We start from the raw sequence: 24,852 nt of genomic DNA, 5'->3' as shown, positions 1-24,852 counted from the left end.
AGCGGTAGAGCCTGACCAGGGCATAACCGGTTACGTCTGGCCCAAGAGATAGCGTGAACTACCTCATGCACAATAGTGTCGACCAGTTCCAGAGGATTATCTCTGGCTGCCCGTATCTTCGGATTAATCGTCAGGATGCCACGTTTCTGATCGAAACCACCAAACGTCTGAGCACTATCGCTGAATGTACGACGTATACGCAGCTTGATTGGCCCGTGATCTCCTCTTTGGCATTTACAATTTCCTAACCAGTTCCAAAGATTTTGGAATGTAGGATGGTTAAACAACTCATTGATAACAAGCTCTTGCTTTGTACGTTTCTGTTTGTCGGGTTCATTCTCATCATTCTTCTCAGCATAACCAAGACGTTTCTTAAAGCGCTCTAGTGACAGCCGCATAATCATCGGTTTTGTCAACAGTGTTGGATGATGAGATAATGGTGGGTGAAATGTGTTGTTGTTTGCAGGCGTAGCGGTATTGTTATTCACATAAGCGGCTTCATCGTTTGCAGACGTAGTGTTATTGGTATTCACATAAGCGGCATCATCGCGAGATTGCCTCACTCGCAGACGAGAATGTCCTCCAACTTGCTGTATTGTGTGGGTCAATTCATGAGCCAATAACTGTTTCCCGCTAGTTGTCTCAGGTTGAAACTCTTGTTGGTTGAAGAAAATATCCTGACCAAGTGTGAATGCTCGCGCATTCAGTGAACTGGCAATTTTGTTGACAGAGGGGTCGGTATGAATTCGTATGCCACTAAAATCCATACCGAATCTTGGCTCATAGAATGCCCGTAAAGATTTTGGCAAAGGTTTTCCAAGGTTGCGCAGGGTATTGATTTGAGTCTGAGTGTTTGGTGTGACTTCAGGTGTACTGCCTGGTAATTCTTTTGTTTGAAGTGTCTCTTCATCTTCCTCCTCAGACTCGACTTGTCTCTGCATTAAGGGTGTCGCTTTTGGTTGAATCGTTTCCTCCTCTTCACACTTAGTACATTTGCGCTGGATGACAGGAGGCGTCTGCGCAGAACGGAGCTTGGCTTGAACAATGTCTTCATCAGCTTCCTCCAGGTCAACTTGGCGTTGAATCTGAGGTTCTGGCATCCGCATTACTTGATCTGCAATGCGATCGGCTTCTTGTTCATATTTATCATTCGGTCCCCCAATCTTCAGCTTCGGCTGAATTTTTAGCATGGGTGTTCCTAATAGCTCATGTAGAATTGGTGGTGCTTCTTTGGCTTCTGTTCGCTCGCTCGCCTGTTGTTTCAGTGTCAGTAACTGACCGCCGGACCCACCCCGATGCCCTAGCCCTGAAGACCTTTCACACCCACATTGGCGCTGGAATAGATGCGATGACTTTGAAGTCACGGACGGCTGAAATTCTGTCTTGATGTGTGTTTGTGCTTGCTTACCCATGGCCCAAGCCCTGATAAATCGATTGCGCAATGCGAGTCCCCATTACTCGGGGAGGGATATCTGTCGCCATTTCAAACGATCCCCCATTCAGTTGATTCATGCTTCTTCCCTGCTCTAACGCTCGCGGCATGCCTTGCTCAGCAAATAACCGAGCCAATTCTGCTTGCAGCGCTGCCCCAATGCGATCGCGATCCAAAGCCGAAAATCCATGCAGCGTGAGCCGATCAATATGCAGATTCAAAGAATAGGGAGGGAGGGATTGAGACTTAAACGTCTGTGATTCAACTGGCTGCCGCACCGACTCAAAGGAAGACCCATGGGAGCTGTCAACCATATTGCCCATATTCTCTACGGTCGGCTGTTGCCCCTGGTGGTCTCCGCTCATACCCATCCCTTCACTTCCGTATCTGTCAGTGTCTTTTCAAGCTTAGAATACTCAGTTTTCGCTGCTCGCAATAAATGATGCATTGTCACTGGTGTATCAGCATCTGCCGCTAGAAATGAAGCATTCAAGGCAATGTTACGAATATTGCCCCCAGTAATATTTAAGCGGGCCAGCTGATGAAAATCTAACCCGTGGGTCGGCATCTGCTCCGGGAAAATTCGCCGCCAAATCTCCAGCCGCTGTTCCACACTGGGAAACGGAAACTGCACCACAAAGCGCAGACGGCGCAGAAATGCAGTATCCAGGGCCTTCTTTAAATTTGTTGTCAAAATAGCTAGCCCTCGATAGGCTTCCATCCGCTGCAGTAAATAACTCACCTCAAGATTGGCATAGCGATCGCGAGCATCTTTGACATCACTGCGTTTACCAAACAGGGCGTCGGCCTCATCAAACAGCAAAATAGCGCCACCCGCTTCGGCCCCATCAAACACCCGCCGCAGATTTTTCTCTGTTTCACCAATATATTTATTTACCACCTGGCTCAGATCGATGCGATATAAATCTAACCGCAGCTCATGGGCAATCACTTCAGCTGCCAGGGTTTTACCGGTGCCGCTAGGGCCAGCAAACAGAACCGTAATGCCCAGACCATGGGAGCCCCGAGTGGTAAAGGCCCAGGTGTCGTATACCTTAGCCTGCTGTCTCACCTGGGCGGCAATTTCTCGCAGCATTTGTTGTTCCCGCTCTGGCAGTACCAATTCGTTCCAGGTAGCTTTAGGGATAATCCGCTGGGCCAGATCATTTAACTGGGGCCGGGTCTGTAGGCGACAGGTTTCCCAAAGTCTTGCATTCAAGGTTTCGGCCAGGTTCTCGGTGAGATTTTCAGCTAGATTCTTCGTTAAATGAGGCTTAGGTAAACGACTGACTTCAGCACAGACAGACTGGATATTCACAGCACTGAGCCGAAACTGAGAGACCAAACTATCCAGGTGGCCATTGACCTCTAAGGCGTGGGTATTGAGGGCTTGCTGCCATAGCTGTCGCTGCTCTGACCAATTCGACCTGGGTAGTTCCAGGTGAATCATAGCCCGATCGCCGATGACAACTGGATCGGTGCCGACTATCACTAGGTCTGTCTGTAAACTCTCTACAAATGGAATAACGGTTTGTTTTAAAGTGGTGGCGGGCAGCTGGCTACAGTCCAAAAGCAATATGCTCCGGCTGAGGACGGCTTCGCGTTCCCACAGTCTGGCCAGGGCTTCGCGCTCTGCGATCGCACCCGGAATATCCATAGCCCGCAAACGATACAGGACGGTGCCTAAGGCTTGACAGGCGGTGGTTGCGATCGCGCTACCCACATCCTGTCCACCCCATAGCTGAATGATCGGAACCGATAGCTGACTCTCCAACCAAATATCAGCCATTTCTTGGGCGATCCGTTGCTGAGACGGTAATAAATAACCAGGAGCCTGCAACCGATAGATCAGGCCATCTAAACGCTCATCCAGGTAGGGCACTCCGGTTAAATAATGCAGCACCCGTTCATCAATTCGTAAGCGACTCTGGGTCAAACTATCACTGTTAACCACCTCAATCAGCCGCCAACGGCGCAACGGTCCCACAGGCGCAAGGGCGTCCCAGCGAGCCTCTGGAAAGGCCGCCAATGCCAGGCTAAACGTCGGGTACATAAATCGTTCACCCTGGGCTGCTCCACACAGTTGGGTCAAAGACGCACTCAGCTCTACCCCAGCACAGAGCAACAACACCTGGCGTTCAAAGTGAGTTAACCCAAAGGCATCACATAAATAATCCAGAGCAGATACCGGCTGATTGGCTGTAGAGTTCTCTACTATTTCTGTAGGAGCCGCTGTTTCCTGATTAACCGATTCTCCCTGACGCTGTTTTATGTAAGTCCGCAAACATTGACACACATCCTCTAACGCCGTGGCTAGACGGTGTTGATTGGTGGTTTGCCAGTCCTGGTCAGTCGGCATCATGGGCTTACAGTAACGGTTGGGGCAGAATAGGAACCTGTTTCCGGTTGTAATTCACTTTCAGCACCATCAATCCGTAACCGCACCAAATATTCACCTGGAGTGAAATCAGCCGGAATATCAAACGTCAGTGTCGTCGTTGGTAAAGCACCCACTAGCTGAAAATTAGAAATTGATTGATCGCCTAGAAGCAGCTGCACCTGTTGCCGCTCACTGACAGGGGTAACAACGGTTAGAGTCAATGATTGATTTTGTGCCACTGGGTCTGGATTAATGCTAAAAATCTCAGGCCTTAAAATAAAGGAAACCGTATTTGACTCAAAGCCTTCTCGCAAGTCTGCTGGATCTTCGTCATTGGGTTCGTAATTAATGTAGTGAACAACCTGGACGGTTTTTACGCCAGTTTGTAACGTATTGGGCAATTCAACAGAAATCTCTGTATCATTTATATTGTCTGCTGTTGGAGCTATCTGAGTGTCTCCATTAATTCGTACCCTGAGCTCATCTGCCTGCAAGTTGTAGCCTTGAATGGTGAGTGTCCCACTCGGATTAATCAACTGAGGTTGTACTGCATTGATTACCGGGCGCTTCAAAGGCATAACGAATACCTGGCTTTCCCGTACAGGCAGTGCTGAGCGAGTAGTGCGATCGCTTTCAATAAGTACTACAGAGACGTGATAAGCCACCGTTGGCCGATAATTTGTCTGAAAAGCTGACCACAGTTTTGAAATCTCTTCTGTACTCAACCCTTCAGGGGTGATTTTTATCATTTCAATTTGTTCTGCCAGGGTAGATGCAGCCAGAATATTTTCAGGAAAATTAACTAAGTCCGAAAGCCTTGCACTGATCAGCTCACGGGGGAGTACACCGGCTTCATGCAACACTTGCATGCCGTAGCCCAGCATCACCTCAGCGCGAAATGGCACCTGACTGTAAGCACTCAGCAAATAATGTAAATCTAGAGCCAGCGGTGGACAACTCACCCGTTCTCCCTGGGAATCCCTGGCTGGATAGCCAATATTTCGCCAGCCCACATTGGGCATTACCCGATAGAGAAACAAATTCAGCGTATCTGGCACATTCACTTCATTCGATGCCAGCACAGTGTCAGGTGGGAGTACAGAAACATCTGGCGTACTTCCCCCCAAGTTCCCCGAAACACTGGCCAGCCGATTGGTTAATACACCTCTAAGAACGGCTGTAACAGCACCAATCGCAAGGGCAGTACTCATGGCTTAAACTCCATGGCGCGAGCTATTTCGAGCCTTTAAATAATCCTGTAGGGACGGCTTCGCAGGGCGAGACTTAGATGATTTAGGCGGAGCCGATTTTGGGATAACAGCTCGCACATCAATGCGCCCAATGGTGACCTGAATAGTTGGGCCACTAGTCTCAGATGACGGCGGAGAAGATGCTCTAGAGAAAGAGCGAGGGGTGGAAAAGAATTCAGGAGCACCTAACGGTTGTGCAGAAGAGTCATCAGCGACGTTTTGGGACTGACTAAGGCCAACTAACAAGGGTTGAATAGGCTCAACTACAGGCTGCTGACTGATTTGTGTAGCTCCTTGAGAAGAAGCTAACGCTTGAGAAGAGACTAGCGGTGGTGGGGAATGTTGAGTTACCGGTATGCTTGCAGCTATGGGCCGAGGGAGACTCGTTTTGGTAAGGGGCTCAACGACGGGTGCTGAAGAAGGGCCTTCTGTTCTAGATACGTTTGGAGTAGGAACAGACGATTGGGACGGTAATGGTTCTGATAGAGTTCTGGGTTTTAAATCAGAGGGTGATACAGAAGCATCAGATATCGTCGGAGCCGTGGGTAGTAGGACTGATGGTTGAGATAATTGAGATGAGGGCGTAGAACGGAATGGGGCCACCAAACTAACCGTATTTGACTGGGGCTGCCTCAAGTTAGGCTCGCGGGTTATGGTTGGCCCACTCTCAGACGTCTCAGCTTCAGCCTCCATGGGGAACTGAGGCATCAGTGACACTGTATCCGCAGGTGGCTCAAACGGCGACGCCAAGCGAGGCCGCACTACGGATAGATGACCCATGTTTTTAGCGACGATGGTTTGGAGGTAGTGACTCATTGATGGATCATCTCCAAATAAAACTGTCGACGTTGAGGACTCATAGCTAAAATGTCAGCTTCTCGCCAACCGTAGGCAGATGCTAACTGATGAACATCTCGTAAAACCCGCTGTGCCCAGGCTGTTAACTCTTGCCAGAAAAAACTCAAAATGTCGAACGGGGCCTGCCATTGATGCCCACAGTCAGGACAACTGACGGCAAGTTGTATATCGGACTGCTGATCCACCTGTTCCATTTTCTCAAGTAATGCTTGATTGATACGGGGTGGAATGTGATCTGGCAAAACCGACTGGCCCTGATAGTGCGCAGAGAGAATACAGCGTTCTAAAATCTGCTGCGCTGCCTGAGATACATCAGACATCTGTTCAACCGCATGCAGATCAAGACTATTGGGGAGTCTGAACTCGATTTCATAGTCTTCTGTTGCTAGCAGTAACCCTGAGGATGGCTCTAATATTGGCGGTTGCCGAATATCAGACACGGCAAAGTTGAGCTCTAAATTATTGTGACAGCTGGGACAATTTACAACACTAACCAGTTGTGAACCTAAGGTTTGTTCTCTTAAGGTGAGTAAATGGTTATCCCGCTGACCAATACTTAACTGAGCCAGTTGTTCAGGAGACTGATCTGGACAGGCCGCCATCAACAACAGCAACCCACGCTGAGCTGTACTTTGGGATATCCCTTGTTCCCATACCGTAAGCAAATTAGCCGCTGTTAGCCCTTTCATGGTCACCTATGGTTCGACAAAACTAGGCTCAGACGGTTCGACCACATCAAGATCACGCTCAAATCCTTCATTTTGTAAGGTCACCATTTCAAAGGCAATGGCATTGGCATTGGCATCCAATTCTGGCAATGCTTGACACTCTGAAGGCCAACAGCGGTAAACCTTGTAAGCAATAGCCACCTGTCCCGCCTCGTTCATAAGTTCGATGATAATATCCTTGCGAAAATCCGCTAGCGATACCTCTGCCCCCAGACCAGAACCATAGTTCCACACCTTATTACACCACCGCTCAAACTCAAGATCGTGGGTCACACCGCGCTCCAGTGTAATCGCCTCAAACTTACTCTGGCCAGGAGACCTACGCACGGTACTCGGGTCGCCACCCTCACGATGTTCTACCACTTCGGTAGTGCGTTTCAGGGCACCCACCTTACTCACACCTGCTACATATCGCCCATCCCATTTGACGCGAAACTTAAAATTCTTATAGGGGTCAAAGCGTTGAGCATTGACACTAAACTGCGCCATTGTGAACTCCTCCTATTAGGTTTGAATTTGGCCCGCTAGCTGTTGCAGTTTAATAAAGACAAATTCAGCAGGCTTGAGCGGTGCAAAGCCCACCAAAATATTGACAATGCCTTGATTAATGTCGTTTTGGGTGGTTGTTTCCTTGTCACATTTCACCAGATAGGCCTGGCGCGGCGTTTGACCCTGGAAGGCCCCCTGACGGAATAAATTGTTCATAAATGCGCCAACATTGAGGCGAATTTGTGCCCATAGCGGCTCATCATTGGGTTCAAAAACAACCCACTTGAGACTTCTAAAGAGGGTCTCTTCAATAAACAACGCTAGCCGTCGCACCGGCACATACTTATACTCTGAACCAATGGCATCGGCCCCCTCTAAAGTACGTGCCCCCCAGCAGATTGTTCCATAGATCGGAAATGTGCGTAGACAGTTGATGGCCAGGGGATTCAGGGTGCCATTTTCCGCATCCGTCAACGAGGCATCCAACCCAAACACATTGCTGAGGGTAGCATCAGTTCCTGCTGGGGCTTTCCACACACCACGCTCACTGTCAATACGGGCATAAAGCCCAGCGATTGTGCCGCTGGCACCCACTGTGCGCAGCTTAAAATTATTCAATGGATCAGGCATTTTGACCTGAGGGAAATAGAGAGCAACGTGATCGGACCTGAGGTTGTTGTTAGCCCCTAGCCAGGCTTTAATTGCCTGGGGAGTACTCAGGTTGTTGGGTGTATCCATCAGAAACAGGGCTCGCCGTCTCCGACAATAGCTTTCGGCCATCGTCATCACCGCCCCGGCCTGCTCTGCTGTTAATGAGCCAGTACCGTCAACGATGGCACTGCGTGGGATGCAAAGCAAATTAAACAGATCCACATCTTCCAGGGCATGAATCCCTGTTTTTGCCGTTGGATCACCAATTAGCTCAGTGCTACCGGGTAAGGCTCCATTATCGCCAGCAGCTCCAGCAGTCTGTCCACTGCCAGCAATGGCCCCCCCCCCCAGAATATATTCTTGGATATTGGCGCTGGCAGTGGGTGTACTTGTCAACAGTAAAGCGTCTGACGTGGCACCAGCCGTGAAACCAATTACATCGCGGGGGTTGCCGGGTCCGGCTAGGACCAATAAGCGATCTCCCACAGCCGTTACAGTTGCGCCAGCAAAGGCTGGCTCAGTCGGGTCGGTAGCCCGAATTGCAGCTTCTAAGGCAGGGGCAACTTCTAACAGTGAGCGACTACCGGTTTCAAGATTGAGAGAAACTGCTGCTGGAGTAGCTGGCAAGGTTGTGCCGCCATTACCATCAGGGCGGGCAATGGTGACCGTGACCGCTGGTGATGCTGGAATGGTTGGATCATCAGCATGGGCAGCAGAAAGTGTGCCATTGATCTCAGGTAACGATGCTCCGGACGCAGTTACCTGTATCAGCTGTGAGCCCGTATTGGCATCATTGACTACGGCATCTACAAAATTGTTTTGAGCTACAGTCATGGAAAGATTTTGGAAAACCTCTTGCCGCAAGGGCACCAGACCGCCATCAGCCGGATATTCTGAAACGATCAAGTTAAACTCATCGGCTGCCGTGCCCACTGGTTCAACTCGAAACCGAACATTATCTCCCCATGTACCGTGGCTAATGGCTTCAACAGTGAGAGCATTAATGACTGCCGTTGACGCACTGGCTGCATCCGTCGTCACCCGCACAGCCCATGCTTCTGTCCCGCCATTCAGAAAAAACTGCTGGATAGCGTAGCTAGCTTCGCTATTAGAGTTTAAGCCGCCAAACGCTCGATTAAAATCTCCTATATTAAAGAGTTGAACCGGGCTATCAACAGGGCCTCTGGTGAAGTAGCCGACAACGGCCAGGATAGATGTGGCGACACCTGTAATTGTGCGAATGCCACTGGGAAGCTCCTCAACATAAACACCTGGATAGGTTGGCGTAATTGGCATGGGAAGGAATCCTTGAATTTCAATTACAGCATTATTGTGGTAACCGTGATAAATGTATCAATTACACTTCTCTCTAATATGAAAAATCTACGACAAGATAACTTACAGTAGTTTTCTTTTAGGCGTAACGAAGGTAAATCTATGGGATATTTACTCTAGTTAACAAGTTTAGCTGACAAGAATCCCCATAGTTAACCTATTCAAAAGCTGATGCACCTTTTGATCTTAAGAAGTACCTCTCATTAAGAAATAGCGACACACATCTCTACTGAATTGTAGGAACTTGCAATTTATCGCATCAGTTTTAAATGACTCGTAATATTTTTGTTGGCAAATAATTTTTGCATTAATAATGAAGGTGTGATCGCTAGCTTGAAGGGCAACATTCATTTCTTTTATGAAAATTGCCTCTTTTACCCCTGCGTGGACTAGGATCTCTTCAATGCCAATGGTTTGATAAGTTTGGGTGATTGTTTTCTGTAGTGCTGGGCTGCCTTGTGTTTCTGTGTAGCCCAGCCAAGTTTGATGACGTTTCTGTATGCTGCCCGTGTGGTAACGAGGACGTCATGCAGTCCGGTTCATTCGCCTGGTTATCAGCCGCAGCTTAGTCCTTGAGTATGTTTGCTTCTTTTAGCGATTCGTAAATGGCATCCGCATTTCGTGGGTCATGGCCTTGAAAAAAATCTTCTGTTGGATATCCAAGTTCTATTCGAATTTGATCTTCACGAAGGGGGATTCTATCGAATGATTGGAGATCAATGACTGGGGTGTTTAAAGTAATCGATGATAGGGATGTTATGAAGTTGCCGTCATAAATGGGCTGACCTTTGGCTGTAAGTTGGAATGGATGTCCACTGACAAGATCTGGGGTTAACTTTGTTAAAAGCCGTTCCTTCACGCCTGGCTTCAACGTGATTGTGTGGGATTCCCAGTCGTACGACGCGATGTTATTTGTCGTGATGAGTATGATCCCATCAGACGAGTTGATTGAAAATAGAGAGAGTGATCTTTCTTTATTCGTGGATGGACTCTGTAGATCAGCGGTATCAGATATTGTCGCTTGATGATGACTACAGCCAAGGCAACCGAGAAATACTGTTACGATTACGAGACTCAATAATTTGCTCATGGTTAGGCTTATAACGTCTAAGAGCAGACGATCGCTGATGAATATAAGGTTTCATGCCGAAATCTCTCCCGGTTCGGCTGCATCCATTTGTTAGGCGTAGGCATTTCTATATCTTCAGTCCCACCAAAGATAAATGGCCTTCTCGCTTTTCAAATATTCGAGAATATCTTCCACATCTCCAGATCCTTGATCAACAATGTCTGGACAGAATTCATATATCTCCTCACCGAACGCTTGGAGATCCCCTGGAAGACTCTGAACTTTCATTTGAATCGTGTCACTTTCTGCCTGCCAGATATCCAGTTCCAAATCACGGTCCCAGGCCTTCAACTTCTCTATAATCTTTTCCGTTGTTAGATCGTAGTTAATTCCATCAGAAGCAGCCGCTCTCAAGATGTCGAATTTGTCCTTCGAAAGGATTACTACCAACTCATGCCCATTAACTTCTTCGTTAGATAGATTTCTTGTTGTCCCAATAAAAGCAAGCGCTCCTGCGGGTAGTACTTTCCTTATTTTTTCCAGTTGTGAGCGAGCTAATTCTTCGGAAACTATTACCGATACTGCATCAAAATACTTATCTCTTCCAAAATCTCTTGTTGAATAGTCTCTCACTGACTTATCAAGCTGTTCGCTCAAAACCGACTTGATATCTTCCATTTCAAGTGCCCTCGACTGAATCGGTGCATCTATGACCAAACCAGCAGCACCGCCCTGTTTGGTTAAGCCCTCAAATACAACGTTTGGATCAATCACAACCCGAAAAGATGAATCAGCACCCATGGCACTACTATAGCACCGTATTTAGTATCATGGCATTTATACAGTCATGAAAATAACTCCTAAAGTTGTTCTTAATGGGCAGGCTAAGAAGGCTAATGTCTTTAAGGGGAACGATGTAGCGACCCAACAATCAATACAGCCCAGCACATTATGCAGAGTTAACCGCATCTGTCCAGTATTGAAATGTCTCACCACCAATCTGGTCGCTGTCTTCTTGATAAATTTTCTGTAGGCATTCATAAAATGCTTGAGCTTCCTGTATGAAGCCGAACGCTATTAAGCACTTGAGTATTCGAGTAATATGAAGCTGTGAGATTTTGTTCGGAGTACATCAAAAAATACCTCTGCAATTTTCAAATATTTGATGAGGGAAGAGGCCTAACGCCCATCTACAGTGGCGTGAGACTAACTATCCCGAAAAGTTTGCTATGCCTTAACCTAAGCGTCCGTTTCAAGGGCTATTCAGGCACTCACAGCTGTAACTGAATATCTGAGGTAAGCTACTGGTTTGACCAGTGTGACTCGAAGAGCTTTGATTGTTCCTTTGATCATAATTTGAGGATAGTTGCCACTCTTTTCTCGCTTAAGATAGCCAGAAACAATGAATTGGTAGTACTCAATTGTCGAGGCAGGGGCAATTCCACCAATAATTCCAACGGTAGGCATATTTAATTTTAAGATTGCTTAGAACAACATTGGCCAGGGAACGTATATAGATTTCTGAATATCGCATTACCCGAACTTCTTTTTGGCTTGCTCGTAGACTTCAATGGTAATTTGGGTAGCGCCTGACTCCTGAGCTAGCTTCTCAATCTTTTTGCGGGCAGCAGGGCGCACGAAAAAGGGAATTTCTTTCAAACGTGCTTTAGCTTCTGGGGTCCATTCAATGGAGTTACTCATGGGCGATCGCATATAGTGCTTTTTTACTTTACAGCTATAAATTCAGCTTTTGCATAGGAAAAACCTTGAATAGGAAAGAATTAGAATTTTCATAAACTAGATCATGACCTGGGATGATAGCTTAGCCATAGGATTCTCCTGACCAGTCGTACTCCATGTAGGTGGCCGTTTCTAAGGCAACATCCTTACCTAGAAGCTTGGCTACCAGATAAAAGGCAGCATCAATTCCTGCTGAGATACCACCGGAAAAGATAAGCTTGCCACTATCCACCACTCGGGCATTTGCTTTGACCTCCGCAGTAGGCGCAATCTGCTGCAGTTCGTCTAGGGCTCCATGGTGAGTCGTCGCAGCCATATTCTCCACTAAACTTGCTTTAGCTAGAACAAGTGCCCCTGTGCATACTGACAATATATGCTCAGATTGAGGATAACACTGATTTATCCAGGCCAAAAGCGTCTCATTATGCATCTCCTTACGAGTGCCAAAGGGGGTGCCATCAACATGTCTCCCCCCTCCACCGGGTACAACCAAAATATCTGGTTGAGGACATGTATCGAGGGTATAGGTGGGATTAACACTGAGAGAATTTCTAGCGGCAATAGGCGTATGCTCCGCCACGGTGTAGACGTTAAACGGGTCCGAGCCATCTCGCTTGCCAGTCACCGAAAAGACTTCAAAGGGACCACAGAAATCCAGAACTTCTACATCGTCAAAAACGAGAATTGCCACATTACGCTGTTTCACTGATTCTCCTATTTATCGTCGTCGTTGGCACCATGGTGATGGCTAAATTTTTAGTAACACGACTAGAGCGACTACAAAGCTCACCATTGCTGTACCCAATTGTAGTAACCGTTGATTCAGCTTAATTATTTTGTCGAGGCGCAACAGTCGGACGGCAAAATAGGCCACAATCGCTACAATCGCGGCCAGCAATACCTTAAGGATTCTGCCTCGATAGAGTTCTATTGCGATCGCGACCGTCTTAAGGGTGCTAATCTCAGTGGGGGCCTCCACATCGGGGGTTGCTAAAATCTCCCAGGTGCTACCCCCATCGATGGAGCGATAAATGTCAGTATTCGCTGTCCCAAAGCCAAAGATGGTGTTGTCTTGGGCATAGTTAGGCGAAAACTCGATGGGACGTCCAGCACAGGGCACATTGTACATCCGAGAAAATGCCAGGCTGGCATCGCCAATGGGGGCAAAGGACTCTCCTTTATCCACACTTTTGTACAGTCCTTTGCCGCGTAAACTCACCATAACGGTGCCATCTGCGGCATAGTTAGGTGAGATCGCCACGCCTTCTAAAAAGGCTCGGTCGGGGGCAATATCTGCGATCGCAACTGACTGCCAGCTATCGCCTGCATCTGTAGTTCTAAACAATCCATCGTAGCTACTGACAAATAGGGTTTGGTCCTGGGGATAATCAGGCGAAATCTCAATGTGTAAATTGCCAGCTGTGGCGATGGGGCTAGCTTCCGTAGTAGACTGCCAGGTTTCACCAGCGTCTGTGGACTTGTAAACACCGGTCTCTGCAACCACATACAAGGTGCGATCTTCGGCAAACCCAGAGGAAATCACCATGGAAGGACTATCATTTCCTCGTTTCCAAGGCAGTTTTGCAACTTCTTTGAGCGTTTTACCCCCGTTGGTAGAACGAAAGAGGAGTCCCGCCTGGTTGCCAACATACATGGTTTTATCAGAGCCAAACTCAGGGGACAAAAGCAATGTTAGTCCGCGAGCTTCTTTACCTAGGGCGTGGATAGACCAGGATTTCGCTCCATTGGTTGAGCGTAAAAACTTTGTCCATAGACCTGCCGTAAATACTGTTTTATCAGTGGCATAATCAGGAGAAAAGGCGATATCAAAAAACCGTCGTGGATCCTGATAAGTCTCCTTAAAACTACGGTTTAACCGAGGCACTTCAGCCCCATTCATGGTCAGCTGCCAGGTTTTACCCTGGTCATTACTGGTCATGATTTTGCCCACATAGGTGGTCAAGGCCAGGGTACCATCTTCACCATAGTTCGGTGATATATCCATCGCGACCACCACACCCGGATCTAATGTGTTGATCTCTCGCCACCGTTGACCGCTTTGAAAAGAACGATAGAGACCGTTAAAGCCACCTAAAAATACGGTTTTGTCGTCAACAAAATTGTCCGATATAGCAATCTCACTAAAGTGATGGGTCTCAAACTCATCAGCTTGCCGATCTTTCTTTAGACCATGGGGATAATCAGTCCAGGTCTCACCACTATCCAATGAGATAGAGATGCCCTGATCCCAACTAGAAATCATGACTCCCCTAGAATTACCCGGCAGGGTTTTCACATCCTGAATCCGTAAATCCTCTAACCCCTTATTGACCTCAATGATTTCTAAGGTCCCAGGATTTAGTCGAAACACCCCTTTAGAAGCAGTTCCCACGTACACAACCGTGCCATTAGACGCAAGGGTTGTAATCGAGTCGTCTGCCACCGTGAGCAATGATTGCCAACTTTGACCAGTATCATCTGAACGTAACAGTTGCCCCGTCTCATCCCCAGCCCATAGAACGCCATCTGCATCAGTCAGCGCTCGAAATAGCTGGTTGGCATCCACAACCGAGGACCAGCTTTGACCGCTGTCTACACTTCGAAATAGTCCCCCTTCTGTCCCAGCAGCCATCATCACCTGAGGTTGGCTAGACAGGCTATGCACCAAGCCAATGTCCTGGGCCCCTAAGCCATCGCTAGAACGACGCCAACTTTCACCTTCGTCATTGGAGATGAAAATACCATCACCATGGGTACCGAGGGCCAACATTTTGCCCTCAACTTGATCAATGGTCAGTGTCGAAAGCGGCGTGAGGGTATCTAGTCCCTGGACAATCCGTCGCCAGTGTTCGCCTTTATCAACGGACTTTAGTAAATTGCCCCGCACTACTGTGTAGACCGTCTGATCGGTGCTATAACTGGGCGAAAGCTTGACTTGGGTGACCACATCATGGGGCCGATGGGCCTGGACCGGTTGAAAAGATCCAATAATGGTTAGCAAAAGACTCAGAATCACCAAGCTTAGCCACGGCCTGAATAGGTTAGCTATAGCCATCCTTATGTCTGATAAACCAACCGGAAGGTGGCGTTTAAGGAAATGCATCTTAAAAGACAAATGTTACTAGCTAAATTTCTTCAGGTAGTGGATGCTACAAGACCCGTTGCCAAGCGCTGCTAAAGCTGGGTTTACCTGATTCCAATACGCTTAATTGCTTTGCGATTAAGCGCTTATAAGTACTTATTAAAGATGCAGGCCCAATATATGGGGGCATTCATCAAGAATATTTCATATGTACTTAGTTACATTAATACCCAAAAACTAAGTCATCCTATAGCCCACACCCGTCAGGTCTAAAATTTTTTAATAAATCTGAGGAAAATATCATTTCTTTAGAGATCCTAGAAGATATGCATAGGCGCTTATCCACACCTCTGTGGTGCGGCAACGTGTGCTAAAACTAAAGCGCTAGGTGCCATTAGGTGCTGTAATATGGTCCGTCTGATCAACGCCCTATGCACTCAAACCCAAACACAAACTTATCAAGGACAAGGAAGACCAATGGGGTTATTTGATCGCGTTAGCCGACTTATCCGCGCAAATGTCAACGATGCCGTAAGTAAGGCCGAAGATCCTGAAAAGATTCTTGAGCAAAGCATCATGGATATGCAGGAGGATCTGGTACAAATGCGCCAGGCTGTGGCAGGTGCGATCGCAAGCAAAAAGCGGGTGGAGCAGCAGCAGGAAAAAGCTCAGTCAGAAGCTAACGTTTGGACTCAGCGCGCCCAGCTAGCCTTGCAAAAGGGTGATGAAAACCTGGCCCGTGAAGCCCTCGTCCGTAAAAAGAGCCATGCCGAGACAGCGGCAGCCCTAAAGACCCAGCTCGACCAGCAGACGGCTTCAGTGGATACCCTGAAGCGTAATCTGATTGGTCTAGAAAGCAAAATTTCTGAGTATAAGACCAAGAAAAACATGCTCAAGGCCCGTGCCAGTGCGGCTAAGGCCAACGAAAAGCTACAGCAAACCGTGGGCAATCTCAGCACCAACAGCTCCGTCGGTGCCTTTGAGCGCATGGAAGAAAAAATCCTTGAGATGGAAGCCCGTGGCCAGGCCGCTGCCGAGCTAGCCGGTGCCGACCTCGAAGGTCAGTTTGCGAGCTTAGAAGCAGGCAGCGATGTCGATTCAGAACTGGCGGCCATGAAAGCCCAGCTGTCGGGTGGTTCCGTTAATCAGGAAGCTCTGCCCCCCGCTGACGCCCAGCAGCCAGTAGATGCTCCGGTTAATAAAGCTGTTGATGCCGAGTTAGAGGCATTGAAGCAAGAATTGGACAATTTATAATTGGACCATCTGTAGGGTGGGCATTGCCCACCCTCAAGCCATTAGGCAATGGGTTTAAGATAAAACTATTGCCCACTCCCTTTTCCCATGCAATTTGCCAATCGCCTCGCCCCTCTTCAAACCAACGTCTTTGCCGATATGGATCGAGCTAAGGGCAGGGCGCGGGCGGCAGGTAAGACAATCGTAGATTTATCACTGGGGTCTTCGGATTTACCGACGCCAGTCCATGTTTTGGATGCGATCGCAACAGCTGTCCATGACCCGATCACCCATGGTTACAACCTATTTGAAAGTACCCGAGCCTTTCGCCAGGCAGCCGCCCGCTGGTACACCCAGAAGTTTGGTATTGCAGTGGATCCAGAGACAGAGGTCCTACCGCTCATTGGCTCCCAGGAAGGCACGGCCCATTTACCCCTGGCAATTTTGAATCCAGGGGATTTTGCCTTACTGACAGACCCTTGCTATCCCTCCCATGCAGGGGGTATTCACCTGGCCAACGGGCAAATTTATTCCATGCCGTTACTGGCAGAAAAAGACTTTTTGCCCGTGTTTAGCGACATCCCAACAGCAGTAATCGCCCAGGCACGGCTAATGGTGCTGAGCTATCCCCACAATCCCACAGCGGCAACGGCAACACCTGATTTTTTTGCAGAGGCCGTAGCCTTTTGCCAGAAACACGACCTGGTGCTGGTCCATGACTTTCCCTACGCCGACCATTGCTTCAATGGAAAACCTGCGCCGTCGGTGTTGCAAGCGGATCGAGACAAGACCTGCTCCATTGAGTTTTTTAGCTTTTCCAAGGCTTACAACATGGGGGGGTTTCGCATTGCCTATGCCATTGGTAACCCAGAGCTGATTTTGGCACTGCGTCAGGTCAAAGCAACGGTGGATTTTAATCAGTATCAAGGAATTTTGCGGGGTGCGATCGCAGCCCTAAACGGCCCACAGGACTGTGTGCGTGCCACCGTTAATACATTCAAAAACCGGCGTGATGCCATGGTTAACGCCCTCAATCACTACGGTTGGGCAGTGCCTAGCCCTGACGCCACTATGTACCTTTGGGCCAGGCTCCCTGAAGAATTTAACGACTCCATTGACTTTTGTGTGCGTCTGGTAGAGGCCACTGGTGTAGCACTAGCCCCGGGTAGAGGGTTCGGAAAATCTGGCGAAGGCTACGTTCGTTTTGCTCTCGTGCAATCCCCTGAGATTTTAGAACAGGCTGCTCAGCACATCGTTGAGTTTATGAATAGAAAAAATAAATTCAGTGTATAGAAACTTTACTGATGAAGAAACAAGCCTAAACGTATACACTTCAAACACCCCAGATATTACAGGTGATTATCCTTAGGTGTACCAAGTATTTTTATGACACGTATGGGTATGATTTATACGACGAAAAAATGGAGCCCAGTATTCGTACGTATATAGCAACACAGCAAATCATTACTGTGTCCTGTCAAATGAGGTCCTAGTTCAACCATTAAGAGATTTGTTTCAACCGGGTCTTGTAAATGTTACATCTGCCAATCAATGTTGATTAGCCTGCAAGTGCGCTGCAACTGCTTATGAATTTTCCAGAAGAGCAACGCCGTATATTACTGATCGAAGATGATTATGGTAACCGTGTGTTGTTTGCAGACTTTTTAGAGCAATGTGGCTACCGGGTATTGCCACTGGTTGATGGCAACAACTGTATTGAGATTATGCAGGAGTTTTTACCCCATTTGGTATTGCTAGATATCAAGCTACCTCACATAGATGGAGTCACGCTGATCCAGGCAATTCGAAACCATGCCCAATTTCACGCCATCCCTATTTTGGTTGTCAGTGGCTATGCGTTTCAAGCTGATCGTCGCAGGGCATTAGCAGCTGGAGCAACCGACTATATGGTTAAACCTATTTTGCCAGTCACCCTCAACAGCAAAATTCTCTCTTTGTTAAAGCTGCCACCCAAACCTATTTCTTACGAGAGGCTCTCCCAGGAGAATGCCTCCCAGGAGAATGTCTCTCAGGAGAGAGCCCCTGAGGAGAGAACCCCTGAGGAGAATGTCTCCCAGGAGAGGGCCTCCCAGGAGAGGGCCTCCCAGGAGAGGGCCTCCCAGGAGAGAGCCTCCCAAGAGCGGGCCTCCCAAGAGCGGGGGAGGCACGAGAGGAAGGGTCAAGACTCAGAACCTGGCTCATCATCAGGTTTTTGGCGCTGATCGCTAATAAATTCTTCTGTTGTGCGGCTGAGTTGTTGCAAAGAGACACTAATCTCTTCTACGGTTCCTTGCAGGTTTGATGAAAGCAGTGTTACTCGCTGAAGCTGATTAAGGGCATTGCCCATCATTTCGCGATAATACTGCTCAAATTCATCTAGAGACATGGCATTTAATTCGTTGACATGACTCTAGTCTCCGCTAATTCTGAGCTGAGTTGGATAAAAACTGCGAAAATACCCTGAATTTTTACGTAATGTTTGATACGTGAAGTCGTGGCTTTATACGGACATATAACGTAAGCCAAATATCTCAGATTGTTAAGACAATTTGCACACGTTGTTGAATTCTATGGGCTGTAAGAGAAACGAAGCAAGTAAAACATTTAGGGTAAGCTTTGATCTTTTGAAGGCGATGCATCTCTTGGCATACATGCGTTTGATCCCTCCGTAGGGGGGACAAGCCTCCTCCTACGGAGGGATGCGTTCAATTTTCGATTAATCCTTCAAATTCGGTACGTAAACTCTGAAAATTCGCTATTCGACCCACAAGCAAACTGGTCTCTTCGGCCTGGGCCAACTCTTTCTTCCACTGGCTCACATGATCCCCAGCATTTAACCAAAAGGTTACCATTTCACTGACAACCTTATCCCAATCCCAATCCGGCTTTTTATAGATCAGCGATGTCGCCTCAATAAAGCCATCCAGGGTGCACTCGTAGCTACCCAAATAAGCACAGCTGCGATTAGGCGACTGCTCTACATACTGCTGATGTTTAAAGAAATTCCAAACTGGAGAGACTCCGACGATGTCAAAGTTATAAGTCATGGTGATTCTGAGAGATATCAAAAGGCTTAAAGCTGCCCTAGCCGTAGATACTAAAAAGGCACAGGAAAATTCCCGTGCCTAATGCATACCTTTGGGGCTAGAAAAATGCAGCATAACGTGCTCGTTATAGATAGATTTCACACATAGGTGTCATTGTTGAGCACCCCATAACTGAAGTCTTCACACAATGAAACCTTAAGGATTAGTTAAATTCTACCCGAGGAATAACCCTAAAAGAGTTCTCTGTTAACCTCTGTAGCGATCGAGAACCTATTCTTTAGGGTGAGAGGTTTGAGTACAGCAGGGGGCTGCCGCTGCGACAAAAATCCTATATCTAAAAAAACTTTTGCCGCCAAAAAATACTCAAAAAAAAGGAGAGCTACAAGCTCTCCAACCATCAGGGTGCATCTACTTAACATAGTATGCCACGGATGGGATGTGGGGTGTAACCCCCTATTCAGTTTTTTTGCGAATCTTGCTAGAACTTTACAAGTATGAAGTCAGTGTAAAGTCAGTGGCTCAAACCATTATGTGGACGTTTTTGACCATCCTTAAAACCCTAAATGCGAGCCTAGAGCCTACGATAGGCGCTTTTCAATGTCCTGAAACAGGATAACCGCCCATCAACAACACGTCCAGTCTACCCATTTAGCTTTTTGCCGAGTAACTGATTGGTCAATTTAGGATCTGCTCTTCCACCGGAGCGCTTCATGACCTGACCCACAAAGAAACCTTGCAGCTTCTTCTTGCCAGCACGATACTTGGCTAATTCATCTGGGTTATCTGCCATGACTTCATCGATGATGGCTTCAATGGCAGCAGGGTCAGAAATCTGGACGAGGCCTTTTTCTTCGACGATGGCCTTAGGTGAACCACCTTCCTTGAGTAAGGTGGGCAGAAGATCTTTACCAATTTTATTGCTAATGGTGCCGGAGCTAATCAGAGTTACCATTTCACCCAGCCCTTCAGGGGTTAACCCAATATCGCCAATGGATAGCTTCTCAGCATTGAGGTAACCAGCGATATCGCCCATGACCCAGTTGGCAGATACTTTTGCATCAGCACCAGTGGCAATGGTGCGCTCAAAGTAGTTGGCAATAGAACTATCATCTGTCAACACACGGGTGTCATATGCAGACAGGCCTAGATCAGTTTCATAGCGATGACGTTTATCGGCGGGCAGCTCAGGTAGCGCAGCTTTCCAAGTTTCGAGCTGCTTTTTTGACACCTCAATGGGAGGCAAGTCAGGCTCTGGGAAATAGCGGTAGTCGCTAGAACCTTCCTTAGAGCGCATGCTCTTAGTAACCTGGGTGCTTTCATCCCACAGACGGGTTTCTTGAACAATCTCTTCGTCGCCACTTTCAACTGCTTCTGTCTGACGCTCAATTTCGTAATCAATCGCCTTTTGAATGGCGCTGAAGGAGTTCATGTTTTTGATTTCCACCTTGGTCCCAAAGGCTTCTTGACCTTTGGGGCGGATGGAAATATTGACATCGCAACGGAGCGAGCCTTCCTGCATGTTGCCGTCGCCAACGCCCAGGTAGCGAACAATGCGGCGGACTTCCTGGGCATACTCAGCGGCTTCTTTGCCCGTGCGCAAATCAGGTTCAGAGACGATTTCGACGAGGGGAACGCCTGCTCGGTTGTAGTCCACCAATGAATATGTGGAACCTGCAAGGCGATCGCTACCGGCATGGACCAACTTACCGGCGTCTTCTTCCATGTGTAGACGGGTAATGCCGATTTTCTTGCGTTCTACATTGCCGCTTTTTTTATCCACCAGTTCTATCTCAATCCAACCATGCTCAGCAATGGGCAGGTCGTACTGGGAAATTTGGTAGTTCTTCGGCAAGTCAGGATAGAAGTATTGCTTACGGTCGAACTTGCTATAGGGTGCAATCTGGCAATTCAAAGCCAGGCCTGTTTTGACCGCATATTCCAAAACCTTTTCATTGAGCACCGGTAATACCCCAGGCATGCCCACGGTGATGGGGTCAATGTGGGTGTTGGGATCTGCCCCAAACTCCGCTGAGCTGGGGGTGAAAATTTTCGTATTGGTGCTGAGTTGGCAGTGGATCTCTAAGCCAATGACGGCTTCGTACTCGGTCTTTGCAGGTGCCGCAGCGGTCATAGTGGACAGTGGGTGAAATAGAACGTGTCCTATTGTAGCGGCTGGCGGGAGATTGGGGGCAATGGTGTAGGGGCATTCCACGGAACGCCCCTACACCATTGCCAAAAACAATTTTGCAAAATACTACGTTGGCAATACCTCTCCCTCGTTTAGCTCAATCAAGAACTGCATTGATCGAGCAATGTATTTGGCGCAACAGTGGGGAGAATCTTGGTAAAATGAGCGCCAGGCTTTGGCTTTATCTTGAAGATAACGATGGGCGCGATGGTCGCCGCCATCGATCCAAGCGAGACGGACGGCGTGCCCGACGAGGACATCGAGCACGATATAGTCGTCTACCTGCCAGTCAGGGTTGAGGTCAAAGAGTTCTGAAAGTTCCATCAGGGCTTCAACATTGACTTGACGGTATTCGGGGGCCTGAATTTTATTGAACAGGTGCTCGATGCGGAGGGCAAAGTCTTTTTCTTCAGGGGTCGTATCGGACAAAACAAGCTCGCTGACGAGTCGATTACGTCGCTCTAGTTTGTCGCCGATGACGATGCCTTTACAGTGTTTCAGCAGTCGCCATACCCGTGGATAAAAGTCTTCGGGTACGCGATGTAGTCCACCTTCTCGCTGACGTTTGTGCAACCAGTTTTCTTCTTCGGAGAGGTCAGTTTCTTCAGCCAGAGGGAGGACCACCCAGTTGACGGATTGGGGTTTACGGGACTGAATAGATTCCTGGCGAAACAGATTGTTATCTAATCCTTCGTAACCTGCCAAGACCTGCCGCAGACGCATCTTGATTTCGAAAGGACTCATGGCCATGAGGGTTTCGTAGGCTTCATCCTGGGTGCAGTGTTGCTCACGGCAAATCTCACTGTTAATTAACAAGATTACATAGCTGATGCGTAGGGTGAGTAGGCCTTCGAACAGTTCGGGTTCTGAGGTGATGAGAACGCTGAGGTAAATCAGGATTTCTTGGGTGAGGGTGCGATCGCGAATATCCTCACCACAAAACTCATTGATCTTGGTCAGTAATTCCTTCGGCGATAGCGGATCAGTAATGAGGGAGGCCTCACTGTAGGCCTTACCCACCGCAATCTGTTTCTGACGCACCAGCAGTTCAGTGGCCGCATCCGCCAGACCAATGGCCATCTTATTGAGCAAACCCGCCGCCCGGCGCACAATGCCCCACAGCTCTAAACGCCCGGCTTTGATATAAATCTCATTCAATAAATTGGCCAGGGTTACTGTTTCACCCGTTTCTGCCCCCCAGCCAGTATCAAAGGCCAGATTTTCTAAGCGACACAAATTACTGAGGAGTTCAATTTGCTCATACAGGTTGTCAGACGCTTTAAGAGATTGCAGTAGCCGCCAACCATCCGTTTCTCGTTCCAGATCTAGCTCCTGAATCTGACTGAGGGGCTTCGTATTGCTATCGGACAGGGGCAGATAGGCTGAAATCGGCATGGTGTAAGACGACAGCGTCTCACCTGAATTCGGCAAAGGCACATCTTCTATGCGCTCAGTGGCCGCCGTTAGCATCAGCTGAAACAGAGAGCCTACCTTAATGGGGACGCCATTACACTCACCATCTTTTAACTCAAAAATCAACTGTAGCAGCGGGGAATCATTGATGGCTTTATGCCCCAACTCAAACATGCGATGGGTCAATAGCAAGGTAACCGTCGGGCGGCCTGGCTCGTTCCAATGTTCATGAATGTAGGCCAGTTCGCTCCGAATCTGGGCCACCAAAAACTGATAGTCGAGGGTGATATAGAACTGACTGGGATCTAAAAAAGCTGGCACAAAGACAACCGTCTCGCGCTGAATGCGAAAGATGCGTGACGTGGTCAAACTGCGCAGACGACGATCAGGACGCCCCGTTGTTGCTAATTTCTCATTACAGCCAATTTGGGCATAGAGGTCGGCTAAATCGGTCGATGTTCGCACCTGAACCGGATCGATTTGTTCTAACACCTGAGTCTCAATGCCATAGTTGGCTAACTCTCGCTGTAGGTCACTGTCTTCTGATAGCAGCGAAACCTGCACAATGGGCTGACGATTTTGCCCCACCTTTAGATGCCGGGCCAACGGATCAATATCACCCAAGGTAATCAGCCCGTCCTGGAGCATTTGCCCCATGTAATAAAGACTTTGGGCCCAGACCAGGGGCACATTGTCATTGGGCTCACGAATTTGGCTGTGGGGATTTTCGCGCTCCGCTTCAATCACTGCCATGGGCACATAATAAAGCTCAGGTAACAGTTCTAAGCCATCTTTATTGAGCGCCAAAGCCTCCAGCCGCTCTCGATAGAAAGCCGCCTGAGCACCCTGATTACGGAAGAGACTATTGAGCAGCAGGTAGCAGAAAAATAAGGGCCACTCACATTCAATATGCTCAAAGGCCTTGAGTTCACCCGGCTCATAATGTAAGCGCTCAGCATCTTCAACAACAGATTGGTGCCCATCTCGCAGAAAACGCTTACAGCCATATTGTCCCTGTAGCTTCTCCACAATGGCATCGTGGGTCGCTTGCAATAGCTCAGGGTTATCAACGGCAAAGGCAGGAAAGCCAATCACACTGAGGAGGGCGGCATCGATTTCTTTAGAACCCGATTCCCTAGGCAGCAAAGATTCTAAAGTAATGCGAGTACGGGCAATTTCGTCAGGTAGAACATGGACAACTGAGCCGTGGCCGCCACGCACACCAAACAGGTTCAGGCCATTCATGGCTTCCAGGGCTGCTTTAGCCATACCGACTGAACTACCGTTCAACTCAGGCTTACCGTGGTTGAGTTTATTGCCCCGTTCCCAAATACCATAATCAGCTGTGCGATAGGCACGACCGATGTAGTAAACCAAATTTTGAACAAAGTCGACCTCGTCACGGGTGTAGATAATCTGTAGTCCCGAACTGGTCATCTGCGCCAGCATCAACAGATAAACCGAGGTGGCATCCAACTGTAGGTGGCCCCATTCATCATCGCCAACCACGGTGCTACCGGTGGGTGTATCGTACTTGGCATGGAGTGAATCCAATGGATCTTGTGTGCGTTTAAACGTTTCCACTTTGGCCGTTTGTTGCATCATGGCAAACAGCAAACCGCGCATAAGTTTAGTAACGCTTTGCTCTAGCTCGTAGGTACGCCCCAGGTTTTCATCAATTTTGCGATAGGCTAGGGCCAGTCCCCACACCGCCATGATGCTGTAGACATTGTCTCGAACCCAGGCATCCGTGTAGTCGCCGTGGGTATTAACAGCGGTACTCGCAGGCAGCAGACCTGTCACTGGATTTTGACGCGACAAAATAACCGTTTGAATCTGCTGGTAGTAATAATCGAGATGTTCTTGGCGAGAGGAAAAGCGAGACATGCGATGCTAGGGAATATCAGTAATTCCTTGCCTACGAATCAGCAGGGAACGTTAAGGAATATTTGTAGAG

Annotated in this window: 20 protein-coding genes and 1 pseudogene; 3 read left to right on the top strand and 18 right to left on the bottom strand. The window is 48.2% G+C overall.

What is annotated here, in order from left to right; translation table 11 throughout:
* From DXZ20_RS01375 to DXZ20_RS01310, 14 genes and pseudogenes are all read right to left on the bottom strand, one after another.
* The coding region (locus DXZ20_RS01375; RefSeq protein ID WP_250565547.1) for an eCIS core domain-containing protein at positions 1-1,412 on the bottom strand (1,412 nt) is incomplete at its 3' end.
* Positions 1,405-1,797: a hypothetical protein gene (locus DXZ20_RS01370; RefSeq protein WP_163695922.1), complete on the bottom strand. Its 393-nt coding sequence runs from the start codon at positions 1,795-1,797 to the stop codon at positions 1,405-1,407. The genes DXZ20_RS01375 and DXZ20_RS01370, both read right to left, overlap by 8 nt.
* Positions 1,794-3,794 carry an ATP-binding protein gene (locus DXZ20_RS01365; RefSeq protein ID WP_163695920.1) on the bottom strand — a complete coding sequence of 667 codons (2,001 nt, stop codon included), beginning with the start codon at positions 3,792-3,794 and terminating at the stop codon, positions 1,794-1,796. Before DXZ20_RS01365 ends, DXZ20_RS01370 begins: the two co-directional genes overlap by 4 nt.
* Positions 3,791-5,023, bottom strand: coding sequence for a Pvc16 family protein (locus DXZ20_RS01360; RefSeq protein WP_163695918.1), 1,233 nt, complete (start codon positions 5,021-5,023; stop codon positions 3,791-3,793). Before DXZ20_RS01360 ends, DXZ20_RS01365 begins: the two co-directional genes overlap by 4 nt.
* A gap of 3 nt (positions 5,024-5,026) precedes the next feature.
* Entirely contained in the window at positions 5,027-5,878 is an 852-nt protein-coding gene (locus DXZ20_RS01355; RefSeq protein WP_163695916.1) for a hypothetical protein, read from the bottom strand.
* Positions 5,875-6,609, bottom strand: coding sequence for a T4 family baseplate hub assembly chaperone (locus DXZ20_RS01350; protein WP_163668139.1), 735 nt, complete (start codon positions 6,607-6,609; stop codon positions 5,875-5,877). The genes DXZ20_RS01355 and DXZ20_RS01350 overlap by 4 nt, the downstream gene beginning before the upstream one ends.
* 6 nt (positions 6,610-6,615) lie before the next feature.
* Positions 6,616-7,137, bottom strand: a complete 522-nt coding sequence (locus DXZ20_RS01345; protein WP_006514820.1) for a phage tail protein — start codon at positions 7,135-7,137, stop codon at positions 6,616-6,618.
* Positions 7,138-7,152: 15 nt separating this feature from the next.
* Positions 7,153-9,084 carry a phage tail sheath C-terminal domain-containing protein gene (locus DXZ20_RS01340; RefSeq protein ID WP_163695913.1) on the bottom strand — a complete coding sequence of 644 codons (1,932 nt, stop codon included), beginning with the start codon at positions 9,082-9,084 and terminating at the stop codon, positions 7,153-7,155.
* A 1,243-nt stretch (positions 9,085-10,327) separates the two neighbouring features.
* Positions 10,328-10,870, bottom strand: coding sequence for a DUF4253 domain-containing protein (locus DXZ20_RS01330; RefSeq protein ID WP_250565593.1), 543 nt, complete (start codon positions 10,868-10,870; stop codon positions 10,328-10,330).
* A 24-nt stretch (positions 10,871-10,894) separates the two neighbouring features.
* A pseudogene (locus DXZ20_RS37150) lies at positions 10,895-10,993 on the bottom strand (toxin-antitoxin system toxin component, PIN family protein); the annotation flags it as partial.
* A gap of 462 nt (positions 10,994-11,455) precedes the next feature.
* Complete coding sequence (locus DXZ20_RS01325; RefSeq protein ID WP_163659689.1) at positions 11,456-11,659, bottom strand: hypothetical protein; 204 nt, start codon at positions 11,657-11,659, stop codon at positions 11,456-11,458.
* A 66-nt stretch (positions 11,660-11,725) separates the two neighbouring features.
* Positions 11,726-11,893, bottom strand: coding sequence for a PCP reductase family protein (locus DXZ20_RS01320; RefSeq protein ID WP_163659691.1), 168 nt, complete (start codon positions 11,891-11,893; stop codon positions 11,726-11,728).
* Positions 11,894-12,014: 121 nt separating this feature from the next.
* Complete coding sequence (locus DXZ20_RS01315) at positions 12,015-12,638, bottom strand: DJ-1/PfpI family protein (RefSeq protein WP_163695907.1); 624 nt, start codon at positions 12,636-12,638, stop codon at positions 12,015-12,017.
* 42 nt (positions 12,639-12,680) lie between these two features.
* Positions 12,681-14,987: a DUF6242 domain-containing protein gene (locus DXZ20_RS01310; protein WP_163695905.1), complete on the bottom strand. Its 2,307-nt coding sequence runs from the start codon at positions 14,985-14,987 to the stop codon at positions 12,681-12,683.
* Positions 14,988-15,491: 504 nt separating this feature from the next.
* Between DXZ20_RS01310 and DXZ20_RS01305 the strand changes: the two genes are divergently transcribed.
* The 3 genes from DXZ20_RS01305 to DXZ20_RS01295 all read left to right on the top strand — a co-directional run bounded on the left by DXZ20_RS01305 (position 15,492) and on the right by DXZ20_RS01295 (position 18,469).
* Positions 15,492-16,268, top strand: coding sequence for a PspA/IM30 family protein (locus DXZ20_RS01305; RefSeq protein ID WP_163661645.1), 777 nt, complete (start codon positions 15,492-15,494; stop codon positions 16,266-16,268).
* Between the two features lie 87 nt (positions 16,269-16,355).
* Positions 16,356-17,540 carry an LL-diaminopimelate aminotransferase gene (locus tag DXZ20_RS01300; RefSeq protein WP_163695902.1) on the top strand — a complete coding sequence of 395 codons (1,185 nt, stop codon included), beginning with the start codon at positions 16,356-16,358 and terminating at the stop codon, positions 17,538-17,540.
* A 293-nt stretch (positions 17,541-17,833) separates the two neighbouring features.
* Positions 17,834-18,469, top strand: a complete 636-nt coding sequence (locus tag DXZ20_RS01295) for a response regulator (protein WP_163695901.1) — start codon at positions 17,834-17,836, stop codon at positions 18,467-18,469.
* Here the strand turns inward: DXZ20_RS01295 and DXZ20_RS01290 are convergent.
* The 4 genes from DXZ20_RS01290 to DXZ20_RS01275 all read right to left on the bottom strand — a co-directional run bounded on the left by DXZ20_RS01290 (position 18,427) and on the right by DXZ20_RS01275 (position 24,782).
* Complete coding sequence (locus DXZ20_RS01290) at positions 18,427-18,633, bottom strand: hypothetical protein (protein WP_163659700.1); 207 nt, start codon at positions 18,631-18,633, stop codon at positions 18,427-18,429. The two genes, DXZ20_RS01295 and DXZ20_RS01290, sit on opposite strands and share 43 nt — an antisense overlap.
* Positions 18,634-18,952: 319 nt before the next feature.
* Positions 18,953-19,294, bottom strand: coding sequence for a hypothetical protein (locus DXZ20_RS01285; protein WP_163659702.1), 342 nt, complete (start codon positions 19,292-19,294; stop codon positions 18,953-18,955).
* A 640-nt stretch (positions 19,295-19,934) separates the two neighbouring features.
* Positions 19,935-21,425: an Asp-tRNA(Asn)/Glu-tRNA(Gln) amidotransferase subunit GatB gene (gene gatB / locus DXZ20_RS01280; protein WP_163664237.1), complete on the bottom strand. Its 1,491-nt coding sequence runs from the start codon at positions 21,423-21,425 to the stop codon at positions 19,935-19,937.
* Positions 21,426-21,548: 123 nt separating this feature from the next.
* Positions 21,549-24,782 carry a glycoside hydrolase family 15 protein gene (locus DXZ20_RS01275; protein ID WP_163695899.1) on the bottom strand — a complete coding sequence of 1,078 codons (3,234 nt, stop codon included), beginning with the start codon at positions 24,780-24,782 and terminating at the stop codon, positions 21,549-21,551.
* Between the last annotated feature and the right edge of the window lie 70 nt (positions 24,783-24,852).

Source organism: Adonisia turfae CCMR0081 (assembly GCF_011009555.1).
GTDB classification, from domain to species: Bacteria; Cyanobacteriota; Cyanobacteriia; order Phormidesmidales; family Phormidesmidaceae; genus Leptothoe; species Leptothoe turfae.
The sequence above is the reverse complement of the archived record's forward strand: the minus strand, read 5'-3'. Positions and strand labels throughout refer to the sequence as shown.

Excerpts from the sequence above, each read along its gene's own strand:
- DXZ20_RS01370 (WP_163695922.1), bottom strand. The coding sequence starts at position 1,797 with ATGAGCGGAGACCACCAGGGGCAACAGCCGACCGTAGAGAATATGGGC.
- DXZ20_RS01365 (WP_163695920.1), bottom strand. The coding sequence starts at position 3,794 with ATGATGCCGACTGACCAGGACTGGCAAACCACCAATCAACACCGTCTA.
- DXZ20_RS01360 (WP_163695918.1), bottom strand. The coding sequence starts at position 5,023 with ATGAGTACTGCCCTTGCGATTGGTGCTGTTACAGCCGTTCTTAGAGGT.
- DXZ20_RS01355 (WP_163695916.1), bottom strand. The coding sequence starts at position 5,878 with ATGAGTCACTACCTCCAAACCATCGTCGCTAAAAACATGGGTCATCTA.
- DXZ20_RS01350 (WP_163668139.1), bottom strand. The coding sequence starts at position 6,609 with ATGAAAGGGCTAACAGCGGCTAATTTGCTTACGGTATGGGAACAAGGG.
- DXZ20_RS01345 (WP_006514820.1), bottom strand. The coding sequence starts at position 7,137 with ATGGCGCAGTTTAGTGTCAATGCTCAACGCTTTGACCCCTATAAGAAT.
- DXZ20_RS01340 (WP_163695913.1), bottom strand. The coding sequence starts at position 9,084 with ATGCCAATTACGCCAACCTATCCAGGTGTTTATGTTGAGGAGCTTCCC.
- DXZ20_RS01330 (WP_250565593.1), bottom strand. The coding sequence starts at position 10,870 with ATGGAAGATATCAAGTCGGTTTTGAGCGAACAGCTTGATAAGTCAGTG.
- DXZ20_RS01325 (WP_163659689.1), bottom strand. The coding sequence starts at position 11,659 with ATGCCTACCGTTGGAATTATTGGTGGAATTGCCCCTGCCTCGACAATT.
- DXZ20_RS01320 (WP_163659691.1), bottom strand. The coding sequence starts at position 11,893 with ATGAGTAACTCCATTGAATGGACCCCAGAAGCTAAAGCACGTTTGAAA.
- DXZ20_RS01310 (WP_163695905.1), bottom strand. The coding sequence starts at position 14,987 with ATGGCTATAGCTAACCTATTCAGGCCGTGGCTAAGCTTGGTGATTCTG.
- DXZ20_RS01305 (WP_163661645.1), top strand. The coding sequence starts at position 15,492 with ATGGGGTTATTTGATCGCGTTAGCCGACTTATCCGCGCAAATGTCAAC.
- DXZ20_RS01300 (WP_163695902.1), top strand. The coding sequence starts at position 16,356 with ATGCAATTTGCCAATCGCCTCGCCCCTCTTCAAACCAACGTCTTTGCC.
- DXZ20_RS01295 (WP_163695901.1), top strand. The coding sequence starts at position 17,834 with ATGAATTTTCCAGAAGAGCAACGCCGTATATTACTGATCGAAGATGAT.
- DXZ20_RS01290 (WP_163659700.1), bottom strand. The coding sequence starts at position 18,633 with ATGTCTCTAGATGAATTTGAGCAGTATTATCGCGAAATGATGGGCAAT.
- DXZ20_RS01285 (WP_163659702.1), bottom strand. The coding sequence starts at position 19,294 with ATGACTTATAACTTTGACATCGTCGGAGTCTCTCCAGTTTGGAATTTC.
- gatB (WP_163664237.1), bottom strand. The coding sequence starts at position 21,425 with ATGACCGCTGCGGCACCTGCAAAGACCGAGTACGAAGCCGTCATTGGC.
- DXZ20_RS01275 (WP_163695899.1), bottom strand. The coding sequence starts at position 24,782 with ATGTCTCGCTTTTCCTCTCGCCAAGAACATCTCGATTATTACTACCAG.